We start from the raw sequence: 17,000 nt of genomic DNA, 5'->3' as shown, positions 1-17,000 counted from the left end.
AGCCGGTCAGGAGCCTTCGCCACCGCCTTCTTTCTTCAAAGCCAGCAGCCGCTGGTAGAGGTCCTTCTTGGAAAGCCCAGTCAGCCGCGCACCTTCGGCGGCCGCCTTGGAGGTCGACATGGTGGCCGCCAGCTCCCGCAGAAGGACGTCGACCTCCATCGCACCTGGAACATCGTCGATCTCCGGCGGAGCAATCAAGAGGACGATCTCACCCTTCACCGTACGGCCATCATAATGCACCGCTAGCTCTTCCAGAGTTCCGCGCTGGAACTCCTCATAGGTCTTGGTCAACTCGCGGCAGACGGCGGCGCGCCGACCAGGCCCCAAGACGTCGGCCGCCGCGGCGAGGCTGGCGCCGATGCGGTGCGGAGACTCAAAGAAGATCAGGGTTGCCGGAACGCGGGAGAGCTCCGCGAGCCGATCGCGTTTGCCCTTGTCCTTGACCGGAAGAAAGCCGGCGAACATGAAAGCGTCGGAAGGCAGGCCGGAGCCAACAAGGGCGGCGAGCGGCGCCGAAGGGCCTGGTATCGGTACGACCGTGTGTCCCGCCTCGATCGCCATTTGCCCCAGCCTGTAGCCGGGATCCGAGACGAGCGGCGTGCCGGCGTCGGAGACCAGCGCCACCGATCGCCCCTCCTCCAGCGCCGCGATCAACTTAGGACCGGCCTCATCGGCGTTGTGTTCGTGATAGGCAAAGGGTCGATTGACGATGCCATAGCGGTCGAGCAGTACGCGCGTCACCCGAGTGTCCTCGCAGGCGAGCACGTCCGCCCCCGCCAGTGTTTCGAGTGCGCGAAGGGTCACGTCGCCGAGATTTCCAATGGGCGTCGCCACGAGATAGAGCGCCGGCTCGAGCGGGCGCGCCGGAATAGCCATGTTGGCGATCCGGTAGGTTCGGGCGGTCGTATTCCTGTCGTCGCTCAAAGACATGCTCGGCAAATTGGAGGGGCCTTTCCTCTTATGGCACCCGAGGGCGCATCCGCAAGGAGGGCGTGAAACGCGCTAAGCTGTGGATCGCCGGGGGAAGTTCACCATCGCCATGCGCAGCGTTGTCGCGGCTCTTGCTTTATGGGTAAATCTTCTGCCATTTTGCGCGTCCACATCTTGCGGCCCCTGCGAGGCCGGCAACTATACGGGCGCCGTCGTCCCAGGCGCGCCCTGTCGAAAGCGGTAGCGTCCATGCGTATTACTCTTGAGCGGTCCAACCTCCTGAAGTCGCTGAACCACGTCCACCGTGTGGTGGAGCGGCGAAACACCATTCCGATCCTGTCGAACGTCCTGATGCGAGCCAGCGGGGCCGACTTGGAACTGAAGGCGACGGACCTGGATCTCGAAATCACCGAGGCCGTTGCTGCCATGGTGGAGCAACCGGGTGCGACCACCGTGCCGGCGCATCTGCTTTATGAAATTGTGCGCAAGCTGCCGGACGGTTCCGAGGTCCTGCTTGTGACCAACCCGGACGGCGGCTCCATGACCGTGCAGTCGGGCCGCTCGAAGTTCACGCTACAATGCCTGCCGGAAGCGGACTTCCCGGACCTGACGGCCGGTAGTTTCACGCACACCTTCAAGCTGAAGGCGACCGATCTCAAGATGCTGATCGACCGCACTCAGTTTGCAATCTCGACGGAAGAGACCCGCTATTACCTGAACGGCATTTTCTTCCACACGATCGAGGCAGGTGGCGACCTGAAGCTTCGCGCCGTCGCCACCGATGGCCACCGTCTCGCCCGCGCCGATGTCGACGCCCCCTCCGGCTCGGAAGGCATGCCCGGCATCATCATTCCGCGCAAGACGGTGGGGGAACTGCAGAAGCTCGTCGATAATCCTGACGCAACCGTCGCCGTCGAGGTTTCCGACGCCAAGATCCGCCTGACGATCGGCTCGATCGTGATGACGTCCAAGCTGATCGACGGGACCTTCCCCGACTACCAGCGCGTCATCCCGACCAACAACGACAAGGAAATGCGCGTCGACTGCCAGAGCTTCACGCGCGCCGTCGACCGCGTTTCGACGATTTCCTCGGAACGCGGCCGTGCCGTCAAGTTGGCACTTACGGATGGCCAGCTGACGCTGACGGTGAACAACCCGGATTCCGGCAGTGCGACGGAAGAGGTCGCCGTCGGTTATGAGAACGATCCGCTGGAGATCGGCTTTAACGCCAAATACCTGCTCGACATCACGGCCCAGCTTTCCGGCGAAGACGCGATCTTCATGCTGGCAGATGCCGGCTCGCCGACGCTGGTTCGCGATACGGCGGGCGACGATGCGCTCTATGTCCTGATGCCGATGCGCGTATAGATCCCGCGAAAAGCGGCAGTCACTCCTGCCGCTTTTTTTGTAGAATTTTCTGCCTGCGACATTCCGCCTTGTTTTTGCGTCATTGGCTGCGCATAACTGCGAGAGACCTTGGAGGAGGAATGATAGACATGCGACTGAAGGAACGACTGGGCCGGAAGTTCGACGAGGAAATCCGCTTCTTCAAGGGATGGATCGATGGCCCCAAGAGCGTCGGTGCCATTCTGCCCACCTCCGCTGTCACGGCCAAGCGCATGGCAAGCGTGATCGAGCCCTCCTCCGGACTGCCCGTTCTGGAGCTTGGCCCCGGAACCGGCATCATCACAAAGGCGATCATCGATCGCGGGATTGCCCCGGAGAATCTCGTCTCCGTCGAATACTCGACCGATTTCTTCCAGCACCTCACCCGCACCATCCCAGGCGTAAACTTCATCAATGGAGACGCCTTCGACCTCGACCGGACCCTCGGCGAGTGGAAGGACCGAACGTTCGATGCGGTGATCTCGGCCATTCCGCTCTTGAGCTTCCCGATGGAGCGACGCATTGCGCTTCTGGAGGATCTGCTCGACCGTATGCCGGCAGGCAGGCCCGTCGTGCAGATCACCTACAGCCCGGTCTCACCGATCGATGCACGGCCCGAACGCTTCCAGATCAAGCACCTAGACTTCATCGTCCGCAACATCCCGCCCGCCCAGTTGTGGGTGTATAGCCGAGGCTAGATCGCTCATGTTCGGGGTCTATATCACGCACCCGCAGGTCCGGATCGATCCCGACATAGCCGTTCCCGAGTGGGGACTGTCTGAGGTGGGCCGTGCGCGGGCACTGACCACGGCACAGCAGCCGTGGGTGGCGGCCTTGCAGCGCATCGTCTCCAGCGCCGAGCACAAGGCAATCGAGACCGCCGAAATCCTGGCGTCATTCCTGGACATCTCTGTCGAGGTCGTGCCCGACATGCACGAAAACGATCGGTCCGCCACCGGCTTCCTGCCGCCGGAGGAGTTCGAGAAGGCTGCCGATTGGTTTTTCGCGCATCCGTTCGACAGCTTTCACGGCTGGGAACGCGCCATGGATGCACAGGCACGCATCGTTTCCGCAGTCAGCCGCATCCTTGACGAACACAACCCGTCCGAGCCAATCGCCTTTGTCGGCCATGGCGGCGTCGGCACCCTTTTGAAGTGCCACCTCAGCGGACAAGCGATCGCACGAGATCGCGACCAGCCCGCCGGCGGCGGCAATCTCTATGCCTTCTCCCTTGCGAACCGCCATCTGGCATGCGACTGGACGCCGATGGAAGAGTGGAAGGGATTTGGACATGGACGCACGTGACTGCCTGATCATTGGCCTGGATAGTCCCATCGTGAACGAGGCTCGAGATCTGGTTACGGCCCTTGGCGACGATGTTTCCTTCTACAAGATCGGCTACCAACTCGTCTTCGCCGGCGGCCTCGACTTTGCCCGCGATCTTATCGCGGACGGTAAGAAGGTCTTTCTCGACATGAAGCTGCTCGACATCGATAACACGGTGGCAAAGGGTGTCGAGAACATCGCCAAGATGGGAGTCTCGATGCTGACGCTGCACGCCTATCCGAAGGCGATGCGCGCAGCCGTCGACGCAGCCAGGGGCTCGGACCTCACTCTTCTCGGCGTCACGGTTCTCACCTCCATGGACGAGGCGGATCTTCGGGAAGCTGGTTATGACAGTGACCCCAGAACGCTGGTGCTGCGCCGGGCCGAGCAGGCGCGGAACGCCGGCATGGGCGGCATCGTGTGCTCGGCAGAAGAAGCCGCGGAAGTTCGGTGGATCGTCGGGCAGAAGATGAGCGTGGTAACGCCCGGCATTCGGCCAACCGGATCGGATGCCGGAGACCAGAAACGGGTTATGACGCCCGCCAATGCGCTGCGCGCCGGGTCCAGCCATCTCGTCGTCGGTCGCCCCGTCGTCAAGGCGCAGGATCCAAAGGCCGCCGCCCGCGCAATCCTGGATGAGATGGCCGGCGCGCTCTAAGTTCAGCTTTAAGGAGGAGATCGTCATGGCCAAAGGATACTGGATCGCACGCGTCGACGTGCGCGATGCCGAGCGCTACAAGGATTATGTAGCCACGGCGAAACCGGCCTTCGAGCGCTTTGGCGCAAACTTCCTTGCCCGTGGCGGGGAGTTCGTCGAGCTGGAAGGCGGTGCGCGCGCCCGCAACGTCGTCATCGAGTTCCCCTCCCTGCAGGCGGCCGTCGATTGCTACAATTCCCCGGAATATCAGGCCGCGGCAAAGATCCGCCAGGAAGTCGCCGATGCCGAGATGGTGGTGGTCGAGGGCGTCTGAGGCGGGCCGCTGAATGCGGCATTTCTCCGGCTTCCCGTCGCGGAGCATTTGGTCTAAGAGACCGATAACAATCCGACCATCATAGCTCCCGGAGCAGCATCATGACCGTGTCCAACCTGCCACCCCTCGTTACCGTGTTCGGCGGATCGGGTTTTGTCGGGCGCCACGTGGTGCGCACGCTCGTCAAGCGTGGCTATCGTATCCGGGTTGCTGTGCGGCGACCCGATCTTGCCGGCTTCCTGCTGCCTTATGGCTATGTCGGGCAGATCTCCCTGGTGCAGGCCAACCTGCGCTATCGCCAGTCCGTGGATCGTGCCGTCGAGGGCGCCTCCTTCGTGGTGAACTGCGTCGGCATCCTGTTCGAAAGCGGCCGTAATTCCTTCTCGGCCGTCCAGGACTTCGGTGGCCGCGCCGTCGCAGAGGCGGCTCGTGCCGTCGGCGCCAAGCTGGTTCACATCTCCGCCATCGGCGCGGAGCAGAGCTCAGAGTCGAGCTACGCCAGCAGCAAGGCTCGCGCAGAGGCCGCTATCCTGTCCACCGTTCCAGACGCCGTCATCATGCGCCCGTCGATTGTCTTCGGTCCGGAAGACAGCTTCTTCAACAAGTTCGCCGGCATGGCGAAGATGTTCCCCGCCCTTCCCCTGATCGGCGGCGGCAAGACCAGGTTTCAGCCTGTCTACGTCGAAGACGTGGCACAGGCGGTGGCTCTCGGCGTCGACGGCGTCATCCCCGGCGGCAGGATCTATGAACTTGGCGGACCGGAAATCCTGACGTTCCGCGAGATCCTCGAACTGGTGCTGCGCACGACAAGCCGCAAGCGCGCGCTCGTCTCGCTGCCGTTTCCGATTGCCTCGCTGCTCGGTAGCGTTGCCTCGCTCGTACCGCTCATCACGCCGCCGATCACAGCCGATCAGGTGGAACTGCTGAAGCACGACAACGTCGTCTCGAAGGCTGCGATCGACGAGGGTCGGACGCTCGAGGGTATGGGCATCAACCCGACGCTCCTGTCTTCGGTGGTGCCGTCCTACCTGATTCAGTACCGTCCGCAGGGACAGTTCACCAATACCGGCAAGGCGGCCTGAAGCGGCGTCTTTCCCTCGTCGTGGCACCTGAGAAGGCACTCGATGTGGCACAATCGCCGCATCCTGAAACAGTCTGCCATTAACGGCCGATTCAGCAACTTCCGCTATTGAAAACGACACTGCAGACCAATACACGGCTGCGGCTACAACACGTTCCTGACGTCACGCGTCTTTCTGAAAGGCACACTTCCATGGGCAAGCCCATCGCACTCTTCTTTGTGTGCGCGGCACTTACCATTCTTGCCGGCTCGTTCATCGCGCCGAAGACCGGCGCCGCCGGCAATGGCGAATGTGCACCGGCTTATGGCGTCGACCCCTGCAGCACCGCCTCCATTCCGGCCGCAAAAGCTCGTTGAATCTCCCATACTTTTGTCTGAAATCGCGCCGGCGCACGCTTAATTGAGGCACCGGCAGGTCGCTTCTATTGAAGTTGATGTTCTTTTCCGGAATACTCCCCAGCGGGACAAGGGCAATAGCCCGCCCATTGGGAGGAGAAAATGATGGAAAAGTCAGAGAAGGCGCACACGCGCCGATCGTTCTTGAAAATAAGCGCAACCGCAGGTGGAGCTGCCGCAGGCACTCTGGCCGCACCCGCCGTCCTGGCACAATCGCCAATGGTGATGAAGATGCAGACCTCGTGGCCTGCTTCGGACATCTGGATGGATTTCGCCAGACAGTTTACCGAGCGCGTGGAAGCCATGTCGGGCGGTCGGCTGACGGTGGACCTGCTTCCGGCGGGCGCCGTGGTCGGTGCCTTCCAGGTGCTCGACGCATGCCACGATGGCGTAATCGATGCAGCTCATTCCGTTCCGGTCTACTGGTACGGCAAGCACAAGGGCGCATCGCTGTTCGGCACAGGACCGGTTTTCGGCGGTTCGGCCACGACCATGCTGTCCTGGTTCTATGAAGGGGGCGGTAACGAGTTCTACCGCGAACTGCAGCAGGACATCCTCGGCCTAGAAGTCGTCGGCTACCTGGGCTTCCCGATGTTCGCCCAGCCCTTCGGCTGGTTCAAGAACGAAGTCAACACCGTCAACGACATCCAGGGGCTCAAGTATCGCACCGTCGGGCTCGCCGCGGACCTGATGCAGAAGATGGGCATGTCCGTCGCCCAGCTTCCCGGCGGCGAGATCGTCCCGGCCATGGAGCGCGGCGTCATCGACGCGTTCGAGTTCAACAACCCGTCTTCAGACCTTCGCTTCGGCGCGCAGGACGTGGCCAAGAACTACTACCTGTCGTCCTACCACCAGGCCTCGGAATCCTTCGAGTTCCTGTTCAACAGGGGCTTCTACGAGGATCTGGAGCCGGATCTCCAGGCGATCGTCCGCTATGCGGTGGAAGCTGCATCGACCGCCAACACGGCATCGGCGATGAACAATTACTCGGCCGACCTCCGCAAGCTGGAGGAAGATTCCGGGGTTACCGTCCACCGCACGTCGCAGGACATCCTCGACGCGCAGATTCAGGCCTGGGACGAGCTGATCGCCGAGCTGGAGCAGGACGAGTTCATGAAGCGGGTGCTGGACAGCCAGCGCCAGTGGGTGGAGCGGGTCACCTATTACGAGTTGATGAACTCGCCTGACTACGCTCTCGCCTACAAGCACTACTTCCCCGACAAGCTCAAGCTCTGAGCCTCATTCTCGATTGCATGTCTTGGTCTCCGGCAGGGGCACGCCGCCCCTGCCGAATGTCCCTCAAGTGAAAGACGCACGCATCGATGGTGACATTCATCCGATTTGCAGATTCATTGTCGGCCTGGTTCGGCAAGGCCTTCGCCTGGCTCATCGTTCTGATGACCTTCGGCACCAGCTACGAGGTCTTCGTCCGCTACATCATGGGAAGGCCGACGCCCTGGGCGCTTGACGTTTCCTTCATCATGTACGGCACGCTCTTCATGATGGGCGGCGCCTATACCCTCTCTCGCGGCGGCCATGTTCGCGGAGACTTTCTCTACCGGCTCTGGAAGTCTCGCACCCAGGCGATGGTGGACCTTGTGCTCTACCTCATCTTCTTCTTCCCCGGCGTCACGGCCCTCATCTTCGCCGGGTGGAAATATGCCTCGCGCTCCTGGGGCTATGGCGAGGTGAGTGTCAACAGCCCGGCAGGGATTCCGATCTACCAGTTCAAAACGGCGATCGTGGCGGCCGGCATCCTGCTCTTCATCCAGGGCGTCGCCCAGGTCTTCCGCTGCATCTGCTGTATTCGTGACGGCGAGTGGATGGAGGCGGAGGAGGACGTCGAGGAAACGGAGGCGACCCTGATGAAGGGCCAGCAGCGCAAGACGGCCGGAGGCGAGGCATGACCGATCCTCAAGTCGCCCTGCTGATGCTGGGCCTTTTCATCTTCATCGTGTTTCTCGGATTTCCGATCGCCTTCACCCTGATGGCAATGGGCATCGGCTTCGGTTACTACGCTTATTTCGAGCCAAGCCGCATGTGGCGGGCCTTTAACCGTCTCGACGAGACCGCCAGCTGGTGGGACAGCACCAGCCTGTGGATCGAAGGTTTCTTCAGCAATCGTGTCTTCGACCTCTTCATCAACCAGACCTATACGGTGATGTCGAACGACGTTTTGACGGCTGTGCCGCTCTTCCTGTTCATGGGCTATATCGTTGAGCGCGCCAACATCGTCGATCGGCTGTTTTCGACGCTCAACATCGCCTCGAAGAACATTCCCGGCTCCATGGGGGTGGCGGCACTCATCACCTGCGCGCTCTTTGCTACGGCGACAGGCATCGTCGGAGCGGTTGTGACGCTGATGGGGCTGCTCGCGCTGCCCGCCATGCTGAAGGCGCGCTACGACCACTCCTTCGCCACCGGCATCATCTGCGCCGGCGGAACGCTCGGCATCCTGATCCCGCCTTCCATCATGCTGATCGTTTACGCGGCAGCGTCGGGCACTTCGATCGTGCGGCTTTATTCAGCGGCGCTGCTGCCGGGGCTGACGCTCGTCGGGCTCTATCTCGTCTACATTGTCGGCCGCTCGATCCTGCAGCCGAGCGCTGCGCCGAAGCCGACGGCGGACGAGGTGCCGGACGTGCCGTTCCTGAAGCTCGCGGTCATGATCGTGACGTCCTTCCTGCCGCTCGCGGTGCTCATCCTGGCCGTGCTCGGCTCCATTCTCTTCGGGCTTGCGACGCCGACGGAAGCGGCTGCAATCGGCGCTCTCGGCGGCATGGTGCTGGCTGTCGCCTATCGGGCGATGAGTTGGGAGCGGATGCGCCAAAGCGTCTACCTGACGGTCAGAACAACCGCCATGGTCTGCTGGCTCTTCGTCGGCTCCTACACCTTCTCGTCGGTCTTCTCCTATCTCGGCGGGGAGCAGGTGATCTCGGAGTTCGTACAGGGTCTGGATCTGACGCCGTTCCAGTTCCTGCTACTGGCGCAGTTCATCATCTTCCTGCTCGGCTGGCCGCTTGAATGGTCGGAGATCATCATCATCTTCGTGCCGATCTTCCTGCCGCTGCTCGACATGTTCGGCATCGACCCGCTGTTCTTCGGCATCCTGGTGGCGCTGAACCTGCAGACCTCGTTCCTGACGCCGCCGATGGCGATGTCGGCCTATTACTTGAAGGGAATTGCGCCGCCGGAGGTGCGGCTGACGCAGATCTTCAAAGGGGTCCTTCCCTTCGTGGCGATGGTCTTCATCAGCATGTCGTTGATGTACATGTTCCCGCAGATCGTGTTCTACCTGCCGGAGGTGTTCTATGGCCGCTGACGAAACTTTGCCCGCCGGTTCGACTGCGGCGAGCCTTGCCATCCAATTGGATCACCCTTCCGGTACTGCGTCTCCGGCGGAAAGGAGAACGGAATGAGAGACCGCGCCCTCGCGCTTTGCGGGTTCCTCGTGCTGTGCGGCTTCCTCGGCATTCTGCTCTGGAAGGTCCCGCGCATCGATCTCCTGATCGTCATCGGAGTGACCGTCGCCTTCGCCGGCTATGATCTCTTCTTCTACCATCGCCGTGACGACCACGGCTGACGGTCAGCCAAAGACGAAGAGGCCGATCAGGCCCGCCATACCGACGAAGATTCGCCACCAGGCGAACGGCGCAAAACCGCGGCTGGAGACGAAGTTCAGCAGTGACCGCACGACGAAAAGCGCGGTGACGAAGGCTGCGACGAAGCCGATGGCGATCACCGCGCCGTCGTCGAAGCTGATGGCGTCGCGGTTCTTGTAGAGATCGAGTGTGAAGGCGCCGAGCATCGTCGGCATGGCGAGAAAGAAGGAAAACTCGGCCGCCGAGCGCTTATCCGTGCCGAGCAACAAAGAGCCGACGATCGTCGCGCCAGAACGCGAGGTTCCCGGCACCATCGCCAGGCACTGGAACAGGCCGATCTTGAAGGCGAGAGAGAGCGGATAATCCGTCACGTCCGTGTAGCGCGGCTGCAGCGGCATGCGATCGACCAGCAGGAGAACGATGCCACCGAGAATGAGCACGACACACATCAGAGCCGGCGTTTCGAACAGGATCGTCTTGATGAAATCATGCGCCAGCGCACCGATCACGGCCGCCGGCAGGAAGGCCAAGAGCACGGCGAGGCCAAAGTGCCGCGCCTTGGGGCTTGTCGGAAGGTCGAGAGCGATGTCCAGCAGGCGGCGGAAATAGACCAGCAGGATGGCCAGAATGGCACCGAGCTGGATCAAAACCGCAAAGGTGTTGCCGGGAGATTCGAAGCCGAGAAAATGGCCTGCCAGAAGAACATGTGCCGTTGACGACACGGGTATGAACTCCGTCAGTCCCTCAATCAATCCGAGAACAAGAGCACTGACGATCGATGCTTCCGGCATTCTTTACCCTTTTCTTGATGGTCCGCAGGCTAGGCTGACGGAACCGGAGGTCGCAGCTTGCTTGCCTTGCCTCTTACCAAACCCATATAGCTGCGTTATTGCGTTCACGCCGCAGCGCAGCGACAATTTCTCTACACAGCATTTGTAAAGCTCACGTATCGATGCCCACGCTCTACCATCACCCGATGTCGTCCAGTTCGCGATTCGTCCGCCTTATCCTTTTGGAATATGGCTTTCAGACGGATCTCGTTGAGGAACAGCCATGGGAAAAGCGACGGGAGTTCCTGGCGCTCAATCCGGCTGCCACCCTGCCGGTCTACGTCGATGACAGTATGCGCGCACTGTGCGGGCCGGCTGTGCTGATGGAATTCCTCGACGAAACGCACGGCGTGCTGAAGCGCGACCGCCGGCTTCTGGCGGAGGACCCTTTCCAGCGGGCGGAAATCCGCCGCCTGACGGAATGGTTTCTGGCGAAGATGGAGAACGACGTTACCAAGCCGCTGGTGCGCGAGCGGGTCTACAAGCTGCAGATGACGGCAGCCCAGGGCGGCGGAGCGCCTGACTCCAAAGCCTTGCGAACCGCGCGCGCCAATGTCCGCCAGCACATGAAGTACCTCGCCTGGCTTGCCGGCTCGCGGCCATGGCTCGCCGGCGACCGATTGACTTATGCCGACCTTGCTGCCGCCGCCTCGGTTTCGGTGCTTGACTATCTGGGCGAAATCGAATGGGCTGAAACTCCAATCGCCAAGGACTGGTATCAGCGGCTGAAGTCGCGCCCCTCTTTCCGGCCACTTCTGGCCGAGCGGATCCGGGGCCTTACCCCGGTATCTCATTATGCGGACCTCGATTTCTGATCATGCGGCGGAGCGCACAGCGCCTGACCGCCGGCGGCAAGAAAAGCTGACTGCCTTCATCAAGGCGCAAGCAGCCGCGCAGGGCTTCGACCTCTGCCGCATTACTCATGCCGACAGTATTCCTGAAGCGTCCGGGCGTCTAGCAACCTATCTCGCCGACGGACATCACGGCACAATGGACTGGATGGAAGAAACGCGCGAGCGCCGCGGTGGGCCGCGGGCATTGTGGCCCGAGGTGCGGTCCGTCGTCATGTTCGGCCTGAACTATGGCCCGGATGAAGACCCGCGGGCGTTGCAGGCCAAGCGTAGCCATGGCGCCATTTCCGTCTATGCCCGCAATCGTGACTACCATGACGTCATCAAGGGGCGCCTGAAGGAGATCGCCACCCGTTTCGCCGCACGCGCCGGGGAGGACGTTAAGGTCTTCGTGGATACCGCACCGGTGATGGAAAAGCCGCTCGCCGAGGCGGCGGGTCTCGGCTGGCAAGGCAAGCACACGAACCTCTTGAGCCGGACCCACGGCTCCTGGCTCTTCCTCGGCAGCCTGTTCACCACCGCCGATCTCCTGCTGGACGAGCCGGAAGCGGACCATTGCGGCTCGTGCCGGGCCTGTCTCGATGCCTGCCCGACCGATGCCTTTCCGGCGCCCTACCGGCTGGATGCGCGGCGCTGCATCTCCTACCTGACCATCGAACACAAAGGCCCCATCGACCCGGACCTTCGACCGTTGATCGGCAACCGCATCTATGGCTGCGACGACTGCCTTGCCGCCTGTCCGTGGAACAAATTTGCTGTCAGCGCCTCGGAAATGAAACTCAAAGCGCGCGAGGACCTGAAGGAGCCAACGCTCTCTTTCCTGCTCTCGCTCGATGATGCTGCATTCCGAACCTTCTTCAGCGGCTCGCCGGTCAAACGCATCGGTCGTGATCGCTTTGTCCGCAATGTGCTGGTCGCTGCGGGCAATTCCTCGGATGCCACGCTGATCGAGCCGTGCCTGACGCTGTCCCGCGACCCGACACCTACGGTGCGAGGGATGGCGGTCTGGGCGTTGAAGCGATTGATGCGACCGGAGGAATTCGAGCGTTTTGCAGCGACGCGGCGCCAAGAGGATGATGCAGAGGTTCTGGAGGAATGGCGTTTGGCAGGAGTGGCGTGATGCAGATGATGATTTTCGGATGCGGCTATTCGGGCACCGCAATCGCCCGGTCCGCGGTTGGCATGGGTGCGGGTGTCGCCGGCACCACGCGGACCCTCGACAACGCGACCGCGCTTGCAGATGAGGGCGTCGCAGCCTTTGTCTTCGACGGGGCGACGATCACCGACGAACTCGCGACGGCGCTGGCTCAGGTGACGCATCTGGTTCAATCGATCCCGCCCCGTGCCCATGGCGATCCATTGCTGGCGCTGACAGGCGAATCCCTCCGTCAACTCTGCCCGAAGCTTCGGTGGATCGGCTACTTGTCGACCGTCGGCGTCTACGGCGACCAAGGTGGCGACTGGGTGGACGAGGAGGGCGAATGCTATCCTTCGCCCGGGCGGTCGCAGGAAAGAGTAGACGCTGAGAAGGCATGGCTGTCGCAGGGAGAGGGCATGGGCGTGCCGGTTGCGATCCTGCGGCTTGCCGGCATCTATGGCCCCGGCCGCAACGCTTTCGTCAACCTGGATAAGGGCACGGCCAAGCGCATCGTGAAGAAGGAGCAGGTCTTCAATCGGATCCGTGTGGAAGACATTGCTGCGGCGACGCTGTTTCTGGCGCAGGGCGGCCATTCAGGGATCTTCAACATCACCGACAATGAGCCGGCGCCCCCTCAGGACGTCATTGCCGAGGCCGCGCGGCTGATGGGTGTGGAGCCGCCGCCGGAGCAATCTTTCGAGACGGCCAACATGACGCCGATGGCGCGCTCCTTTTACGGCGCCAACAAGAGGGTCTCCAACCGCAAGATCCGCGAGTTGGGCTTCTCGTTCCGCTTCCCCCACTACCGCATGTCGCTGCAGCAGCTCTGGACCACCAGCGATTGGCGCGGGTAAGCGACAGCTCCGGGAGATGAAAATTCCATCCTCGGGCGCATTTTCTACATCTTCACCGTCCTCTTTGCCACAAAGGCGCCAAAATTTAGCGCGCGGAACGCGTTAACTTCATTTTGCAAGGAAATTATTTTCGCGAATTTCGTGATTAGGTGCGGTGGTGTGAGCCGCGGAAGCCTATTTCCACTTTCTCACTGAAATAGATCAATTTTTCTCATTTCTGCGCCAGGCGTTAAAAGTTCCATAGCTCAGTATGAAATCACAAATGTTACGGAGCGCAACATTCCGTTACCGAGTGGCGCACTTTTTTGCCAATTTTCGACCTGCTTAACCCGTCCCGCACGCCACGTGCAGCACCACTGAACGGGGACGACGGATATGAAAACCTTTCGACGCACCACTCTCGCCGCAGCCGCATTCGCTGCATTCGCTATGCTCGGCTCCACGTCAGCTCAGGCCGCTCCAGGTTGCGGTCACGCCTCCTGGTATGCGCTGACCTCCAAGACCGCTTCGGGCGAACGCATGAACCCGGCCAAGCTCACCGCTGCGCACCGTTCGCTGCCGTTTGGCACGAAGGTGAAGGTCACCAACAAGCGGAATGGCAAGAGCGTCGTCGTGCGCATCAACGATCGGGGGCCTTTCATCAAGGGTCGTATCATTGATGTGTCCAAGGCTGCCGCCCAGAACATCGGCATGGTCCGCTCCGGCACCGCCCAGGTCTGCTATCAAATCGTCGACTCCGGGAACCAAAAGGTTGCAGGCCGGGGCCTGAAGGACGGCTGAGCCGCCCAAAGCATCGCTTGCTCTTGAGAAATATCCCCGTTAGGACCCGCTCGAACGGGTTCAACCGAGACGGAGAGCGACATGCGACTGGGCGGACGGCTGAGCGGAGCCATTGATGTTCTGACCGACATCGAGGAGCGCAGGCGTCCCGTCGCAGACGCTCTGAAGGACTGGGGACTGGCCCATCGTTTTGCCGGCTCCGGCGATCGCGCCGCCATCGGCAACATCGTCTACGATGCGCTTCGCATGCGCCTTTCGCACGCCTGGCTGATGAACGACGCCAGTCCCACAGCTCTCGCCTATGCAGTTCTCCTTCGACAGTGGGGTTTTTCGCCCGACGCACTCGCCGCAGAACTTGAAGGCGACCGGTTCGCACCGCCGCCGCTGTCGGAGGAGAACCTGGCGGCGTTCTCCTCCAGACGCCTCGAAGATGCGCCGCTTCACGTGCAGGGCGATATTCCGAACTGGATCCAGCCATCCCTCGAAGCTGCTTTCGGCGACGGATGGCTCACGGAAGCCAAGGCGCTGGCAGAACGCCCAACCCTCGACCTGCGGGCCAACACGCTGAAGGCGTCGCGCGACAAGGTCGTGAAGGCGCTGGAGCGATCCGGTGCCGCGCCGGCGCCAATCGCGCGGTATGGTGTGCGTATCCCCGCCGGAGACGGTGCGTCGAGACTTCCGAACGTCACCGCCGAGCTTTCCTTCCAGAAGGGCTGGTTCGAGGTCCAGGACGAAGGCTCACAGATCGTCGCCGATCTCGCTCATCCGCAGGAGCATGACCAGGTGCTGGATTTCTGCGCCGGTGGTGGTGGCAAGACGCTTGCCATGGCGGCGGCAATGAACAACAAGGGCCAGGTGCACGCCTATGACGCCGACCGGAAGCGGCTGGCACCGATCATCGAGCGCCTTCGCCGTGCGGGCACGCGAAACGTTCAGGTACATGACGATGTGCGGCAGTTGGATGCGCTGAAGGAGAAGCTGGACGTGGTGCTGGTGGATGCTCCCTGCACCGGAACCGGCACCTGGCGGCGGCGACCGGATACGAAGTGGCGGCTGACCCAGAAGAACCTCGACGAGCGCGTCGCCCAGCAGCAGGAGGCGCTGACGGGGGCGGCCGCCTTCGTCAAGCCAAGCGGCAGCCTTGTCTATATCACTTGTTCGGTCCTGCCTGAGGAGAACGACCGCCAGATGGAGCGCTTCTGCAGTGAAAACCCGCAGTTTTCGCCGGAGCCTGTCTTGGAAACCTGGACCAGTCTTTCTGGAAATGGAGCTCCCCGTCCGGTCACCCGCGACGGCCGCTCTGTGACCCTGACCCCTGCCAGCACCGGCACCGACGGCTTCTTCTTCTGCCGCCTGCGGAAGGCACCTCAGTGAATTGACGATCTTCAAGTCCATGTGGTCGTTTCAAACTTTTTCTAAACTAGAATATTTGACACAAGTTTTTACATGGGTCATTCAGGGGCTGTGCAGCCGAGGGATGAGGCTGCCGAAGGAGGGACAATGATCCGCAAGACACTGCTTGGCGCAACAATCGCGCTTCTGGCCGCCTCCGCGGCTTTCCCCGTGACCGCTGCCGCAGCCACTGAGCCGGCTGCCGTTGTCGAACATTATGCCGACTTGGCGCACGCCAAGTACGAAGACGCGCTGAGCACCGCCAAGGCTCTGGATGCGGCGATCGATGCGCTGATCAAGAGCCCGAGCGAAGAAACACTTAAGGCCGCGCGGGGAGCGTGGATCGCCGCGCGCGTTCCCTATCAACAGACGGAAGTCTATCGCTTCGGCAACCCCATCGTTGACGAATGGGAAGGCCGGGTAAACGCGTGGCCGCTCGATGAAGGTCTGATCGACCATGTCGACGCCTCATACGGCACCGAAAGCGACAGCAATGCGCTCTACGTCGCAAACGTGATCGCCAACCCCAGCCTCAACGTCAACGGCGAAGAAATCGACGCCAGCAACATCAACCCCGACCTGCTGCGCAGCCTGCACGAGGCGGGTGAGATCGAGGCAAATGTAGCGACCGGCTACCACGCGATCGAGTTCCTTCTCTGGGGCCAGGATCTGAACGGTACGGACGCGGGCGCCGGCAACCGTGCCTATACCGAGTTTGACACATCCAATTGCACCAACGGCAATTGCGACCGCCGCGCCGCCTATCTCAAGGCCGCCTCTGAACTGCTGGTCTCGGATCTCGAAGAGATGGTTGCCGCCTGGGCGCCGGAAGGCGATGCGGCCAAGGCCGTCACTTCCGATCCGCAGGCAGGTGTTCGCGCAATCCTGACCGGCATGGGTTCGCTTTCTTACGGGGAACTTGCCGGCGAGCGCATGAAGCTCGGCCTTCTCCTGCACGATCCGGAAGAAGAGCACGACTGCTTCTCCGACAACACGCATGCCTCGCACCTCAACGACGCGATCGGCATTCAGTCGGCCTACACGGGCGAGTACACCCGCGTCGATGGCACGAAGATGACGGGCCCATCGGTGTCCGATTTGGTTGCCGAGAAGGATGCAGCCCTCGACAGGGAAGTGAAGGGCAAGCTGGACGCGACTCTTTCCGCCATGAATGCGATGGCGGAGCGTGCCGCAGGCGGTGAGGCCTACGACCAGATGATCGGCGAAGGCAATGCGGAAGGCAATGCCGCCGTTCAGGCTGCCATTGACGGCCTCATCGATCAGACCCGTTCCTTCGAACGTGTGATTGCATCGCTGGATCTTGGCGCAATCGAGCTTGAAGGTTCCGACAGCCTCGATAATCCTGACGCTGTATTTCAATAAGACCTGAGGGAGCCGCAGACCCACTGCGGCTCGACATCCATGAGAGCGCCCAAACACACCATCTTTTTCCTGCCGGTTCT

19 protein-coding genes are annotated in these 17,000 nt (G+C 61.7%); 17 read left to right on the top strand and 2 right to left on the bottom strand.

The features are described from left to right. Window positions 1-6 precede the first annotated feature (6 nt). Window positions 7-930 (bottom strand): 16S rRNA (cytidine(1402)-2'-O)-methyltransferase, encoded by a 924-nt coding sequence (gene rsmI / locus MUU54_RS16335; RefSeq protein WP_247245091.1) that lies wholly within the window; start codon window positions 928-930, stop codon window positions 7-9. A gap of 249 nt (window positions 931-1,179) precedes the next feature. On the opposite strand from rsmI, the gene dnaN reads away from it, so the two are divergent. The 11 genes from dnaN to MUU54_RS16280 all read left to right on the top strand — a co-directional run bounded on the left by dnaN (window position 1,180) and on the right by MUU54_RS16280 (window position 9,673). Next, the gene (dnaN, locus tag MUU54_RS16330; protein WP_247245090.1) at window positions 1,180-2,298 is read left to right on the top strand and encodes a DNA polymerase III subunit beta; all 1,119 of its coding nucleotides are present in this window, start codon (window positions 1,180-1,182) and stop codon (window positions 2,296-2,298) included. A gap of 119 nt (window positions 2,299-2,417) precedes the next feature. Continuing rightward, on the top strand, window positions 2,418-3,014 hold the full coding sequence (gene pmtA, locus MUU54_RS16325; RefSeq protein WP_247245089.1) for a phospholipid N-methyltransferase PmtA: 597 nt from the start codon (window positions 2,418-2,420) through the stop codon (window positions 3,012-3,014). Window positions 3,015-3,021: 7 nt separating this feature from the next. After that, window positions 3,022-3,621 carry a histidine phosphatase family protein gene (locus MUU54_RS16320; RefSeq protein WP_247245088.1) on the top strand — a complete coding sequence of 200 codons (600 nt, stop codon included), beginning with the start codon at window positions 3,022-3,024 and terminating at the stop codon, window positions 3,619-3,621. Continuing rightward, window positions 3,608-4,300: an orotidine-5'-phosphate decarboxylase gene (gene pyrF, locus MUU54_RS16315; protein ID WP_247245087.1), complete on the top strand. Its 693-nt coding sequence runs from the start codon at window positions 3,608-3,610 to the stop codon at window positions 4,298-4,300. Before MUU54_RS16320 ends, pyrF begins: the two co-directional genes overlap by 14 nt. Window positions 4,301-4,325: 25 nt before the next feature. Continuing rightward, a complete protein-coding gene (locus MUU54_RS16310) occupies window positions 4,326-4,613 on the top strand; it encodes a DUF1330 domain-containing protein (RefSeq protein WP_247245086.1) in 288 nt (95 codons plus the stop codon). A gap of 101 nt (window positions 4,614-4,714) precedes the next feature. Next, entirely contained in the window at window positions 4,715-5,695 is a 981-nt protein-coding gene (locus MUU54_RS16305) for a complex I NDUFA9 subunit family protein (RefSeq protein ID WP_247245085.1), read from the top strand. 191 nt (window positions 5,696-5,886) lie between these two features. Continuing rightward, entirely contained in the window at window positions 5,887-6,051 is a 165-nt protein-coding gene (locus MUU54_RS16300) for a hypothetical protein (protein ID WP_247245084.1), read from the top strand. 141 nt (window positions 6,052-6,192) lie between these two features. After that, window positions 6,193-7,326, top strand: a complete 1,134-nt coding sequence (locus tag MUU54_RS16295; RefSeq protein ID WP_247245083.1) for a TRAP transporter substrate-binding protein — start codon at window positions 6,193-6,195, stop codon at window positions 7,324-7,326. An 86-nt stretch (window positions 7,327-7,412) separates the two neighbouring features. After that, complete coding sequence (locus MUU54_RS16290; RefSeq protein ID WP_247245082.1) at window positions 7,413-7,997, top strand: TRAP transporter small permease subunit; 585 nt, start codon at window positions 7,413-7,415, stop codon at window positions 7,995-7,997. Next, the gene (locus tag MUU54_RS16285; protein WP_247245081.1) at window positions 7,994-9,412 is read left to right on the top strand and encodes a TRAP transporter large permease; all 1,419 of its coding nucleotides are present in this window, start codon (window positions 7,994-7,996) and stop codon (window positions 9,410-9,412) included. The genes MUU54_RS16290 and MUU54_RS16285 overlap by 4 nt, the downstream gene beginning before the upstream one ends. 93 nt (window positions 9,413-9,505) lie before the next feature. Continuing rightward, window positions 9,506-9,673, top strand: a complete 168-nt coding sequence (locus tag MUU54_RS16280) for a hypothetical protein (RefSeq protein WP_247245080.1) — start codon at window positions 9,506-9,508, stop codon at window positions 9,671-9,673. Window positions 9,674-9,676: 3 nt separating this feature from the next. On the opposite strand, the gene MUU54_RS16275 is transcribed toward MUU54_RS16280, so the two are convergent. Next, window positions 9,677-10,483 (bottom strand): undecaprenyl-diphosphate phosphatase, encoded by an 807-nt coding sequence (locus MUU54_RS16275; RefSeq protein ID WP_247245079.1) that lies wholly within the window; start codon window positions 10,481-10,483, stop codon window positions 9,677-9,679. A gap of 161 nt (window positions 10,484-10,644) precedes the next feature. Between MUU54_RS16275 and MUU54_RS16270 the strand changes: the two genes are divergently transcribed. The 6 genes from MUU54_RS16270 to MUU54_RS16245 all read left to right on the top strand — a co-directional run bounded on the left by MUU54_RS16270 (window position 10,645) and on the right by MUU54_RS16245 (window position 16,920). Beyond that, complete coding sequence (locus MUU54_RS16270) at window positions 10,645-11,337, top strand: glutathione S-transferase family protein (protein ID WP_247245078.1); 693 nt, start codon at window positions 10,645-10,647, stop codon at window positions 11,335-11,337. Then, window positions 11,318-12,493, top strand: a complete 1,176-nt coding sequence (gene queG, locus MUU54_RS16265) for a tRNA epoxyqueuosine(34) reductase QueG (protein ID WP_247245077.1) — start codon at window positions 11,318-11,320, stop codon at window positions 12,491-12,493. The genes MUU54_RS16270 and queG overlap by 20 nt, the downstream gene beginning before the upstream one ends. Then, the gene (locus MUU54_RS16260) at window positions 12,493-13,365 is read left to right on the top strand and encodes an SDR family oxidoreductase (protein WP_247245076.1); all 873 of its coding nucleotides are present in this window, start codon (window positions 12,493-12,495) and stop codon (window positions 13,363-13,365) included. Before queG ends, MUU54_RS16260 begins: the two co-directional genes overlap by 1 nt. A 375-nt stretch (window positions 13,366-13,740) precedes the next feature. Next, window positions 13,741-14,145 carry a septal ring lytic transglycosylase RlpA family protein gene (locus MUU54_RS16255; RefSeq protein WP_247245075.1) on the top strand — a complete coding sequence of 135 codons (405 nt, stop codon included), beginning with the start codon at window positions 13,741-13,743 and terminating at the stop codon, window positions 14,143-14,145. Between the two features lie 81 nt (window positions 14,146-14,226). Continuing rightward, entirely contained in the window at window positions 14,227-15,519 is a 1,293-nt protein-coding gene (locus tag MUU54_RS16250; RefSeq protein WP_247245074.1) for an RsmB/NOP family class I SAM-dependent RNA methyltransferase, read from the top strand. Window positions 15,520-15,645: 126 nt separating this feature from the next. Beyond that, window positions 15,646-16,920: an imelysin family protein gene (locus MUU54_RS16245; protein WP_247245073.1), complete on the top strand. Its 1,275-nt coding sequence runs from the start codon at window positions 15,646-15,648 to the stop codon at window positions 16,918-16,920. Window positions 16,921-17,000 lie beyond the last annotated feature (80 nt).

This window comes from Pseudorhizobium tarimense (assembly GCF_022968135.1).
GTDB lineage: Bacteria > Pseudomonadota > Alphaproteobacteria > Rhizobiales > Rhizobiaceae > Neorhizobium > Neorhizobium tarimense.
Note: the sequence above shows the minus strand (reverse complement) of the source record. Positions and strands in the feature narration are given on the sequence as shown.

Bases quoted from the DNA above. Each gene is read 5' to 3' on its own strand.
- MUU54_RS16295 (WP_247245083.1), top strand. From the start codon at position 6,193: ATGATGGAAAAGTCAGAGAAGGCGCACACGCGCCGATCGTTCTTGAAA.
- dnaN (WP_247245090.1), top strand. From the start codon at position 1,180: ATGCGTATTACTCTTGAGCGGTCCAACCTCCTGAAGTCGCTGAACCAC.
- MUU54_RS16245 (WP_247245073.1), top strand. From the start codon at position 15,646: ATGATCCGCAAGACACTGCTTGGCGCAACAATCGCGCTTCTGGCCGCC.
- MUU54_RS16255 (WP_247245075.1), top strand. From the start codon at position 13,741: ATGAAAACCTTTCGACGCACCACTCTCGCCGCAGCCGCATTCGCTGCA.
- queG (WP_247245077.1), top strand. From the start codon at position 11,318: ATGCGGACCTCGATTTCTGATCATGCGGCGGAGCGCACAGCGCCTGAC.
- MUU54_RS16300 (WP_247245084.1), top strand. From the start codon at position 5,887: ATGGGCAAGCCCATCGCACTCTTCTTTGTGTGCGCGGCACTTACCATT.
- MUU54_RS16280 (WP_247245080.1), top strand. From the start codon at position 9,506: ATGAGAGACCGCGCCCTCGCGCTTTGCGGGTTCCTCGTGCTGTGCGGC.
- MUU54_RS16250 (WP_247245074.1), top strand. From the start codon at position 14,227: ATGCGACTGGGCGGACGGCTGAGCGGAGCCATTGATGTTCTGACCGAC.
- rsmI (WP_247245091.1), bottom strand. From the start codon at position 930: ATGTCTTTGAGCGACGACAGGAATACGACCGCCCGAACCTACCGGATC.
- MUU54_RS16305 (WP_247245085.1), top strand. From the start codon at position 4,715: ATGACCGTGTCCAACCTGCCACCCCTCGTTACCGTGTTCGGCGGATCG.
- MUU54_RS16285 (WP_247245081.1), top strand. From the start codon at position 7,994: ATGACCGATCCTCAAGTCGCCCTGCTGATGCTGGGCCTTTTCATCTTC.
- MUU54_RS16270 (WP_247245078.1), top strand. From the start codon at position 10,645: ATGCCCACGCTCTACCATCACCCGATGTCGTCCAGTTCGCGATTCGTC.
- pyrF (WP_247245087.1), top strand. From the start codon at position 3,608: ATGGACGCACGTGACTGCCTGATCATTGGCCTGGATAGTCCCATCGTG.
- MUU54_RS16260 (WP_247245076.1), top strand. From the start codon at position 12,493: ATGCAGATGATGATTTTCGGATGCGGCTATTCGGGCACCGCAATCGCC.
- MUU54_RS16275 (WP_247245079.1), bottom strand. From the start codon at position 10,483: ATGCCGGAAGCATCGATCGTCAGTGCTCTTGTTCTCGGATTGATTGAG.
- MUU54_RS16290 (WP_247245082.1), top strand. From the start codon at position 7,413: ATGGTGACATTCATCCGATTTGCAGATTCATTGTCGGCCTGGTTCGGC.
- pmtA (WP_247245089.1), top strand. From the start codon at position 2,418: ATGATAGACATGCGACTGAAGGAACGACTGGGCCGGAAGTTCGACGAG.
- MUU54_RS16310 (WP_247245086.1), top strand. From the start codon at position 4,326: ATGGCCAAAGGATACTGGATCGCACGCGTCGACGTGCGCGATGCCGAG.
- MUU54_RS16320 (WP_247245088.1), top strand. From the start codon at position 3,022: ATGTTCGGGGTCTATATCACGCACCCGCAGGTCCGGATCGATCCCGAC.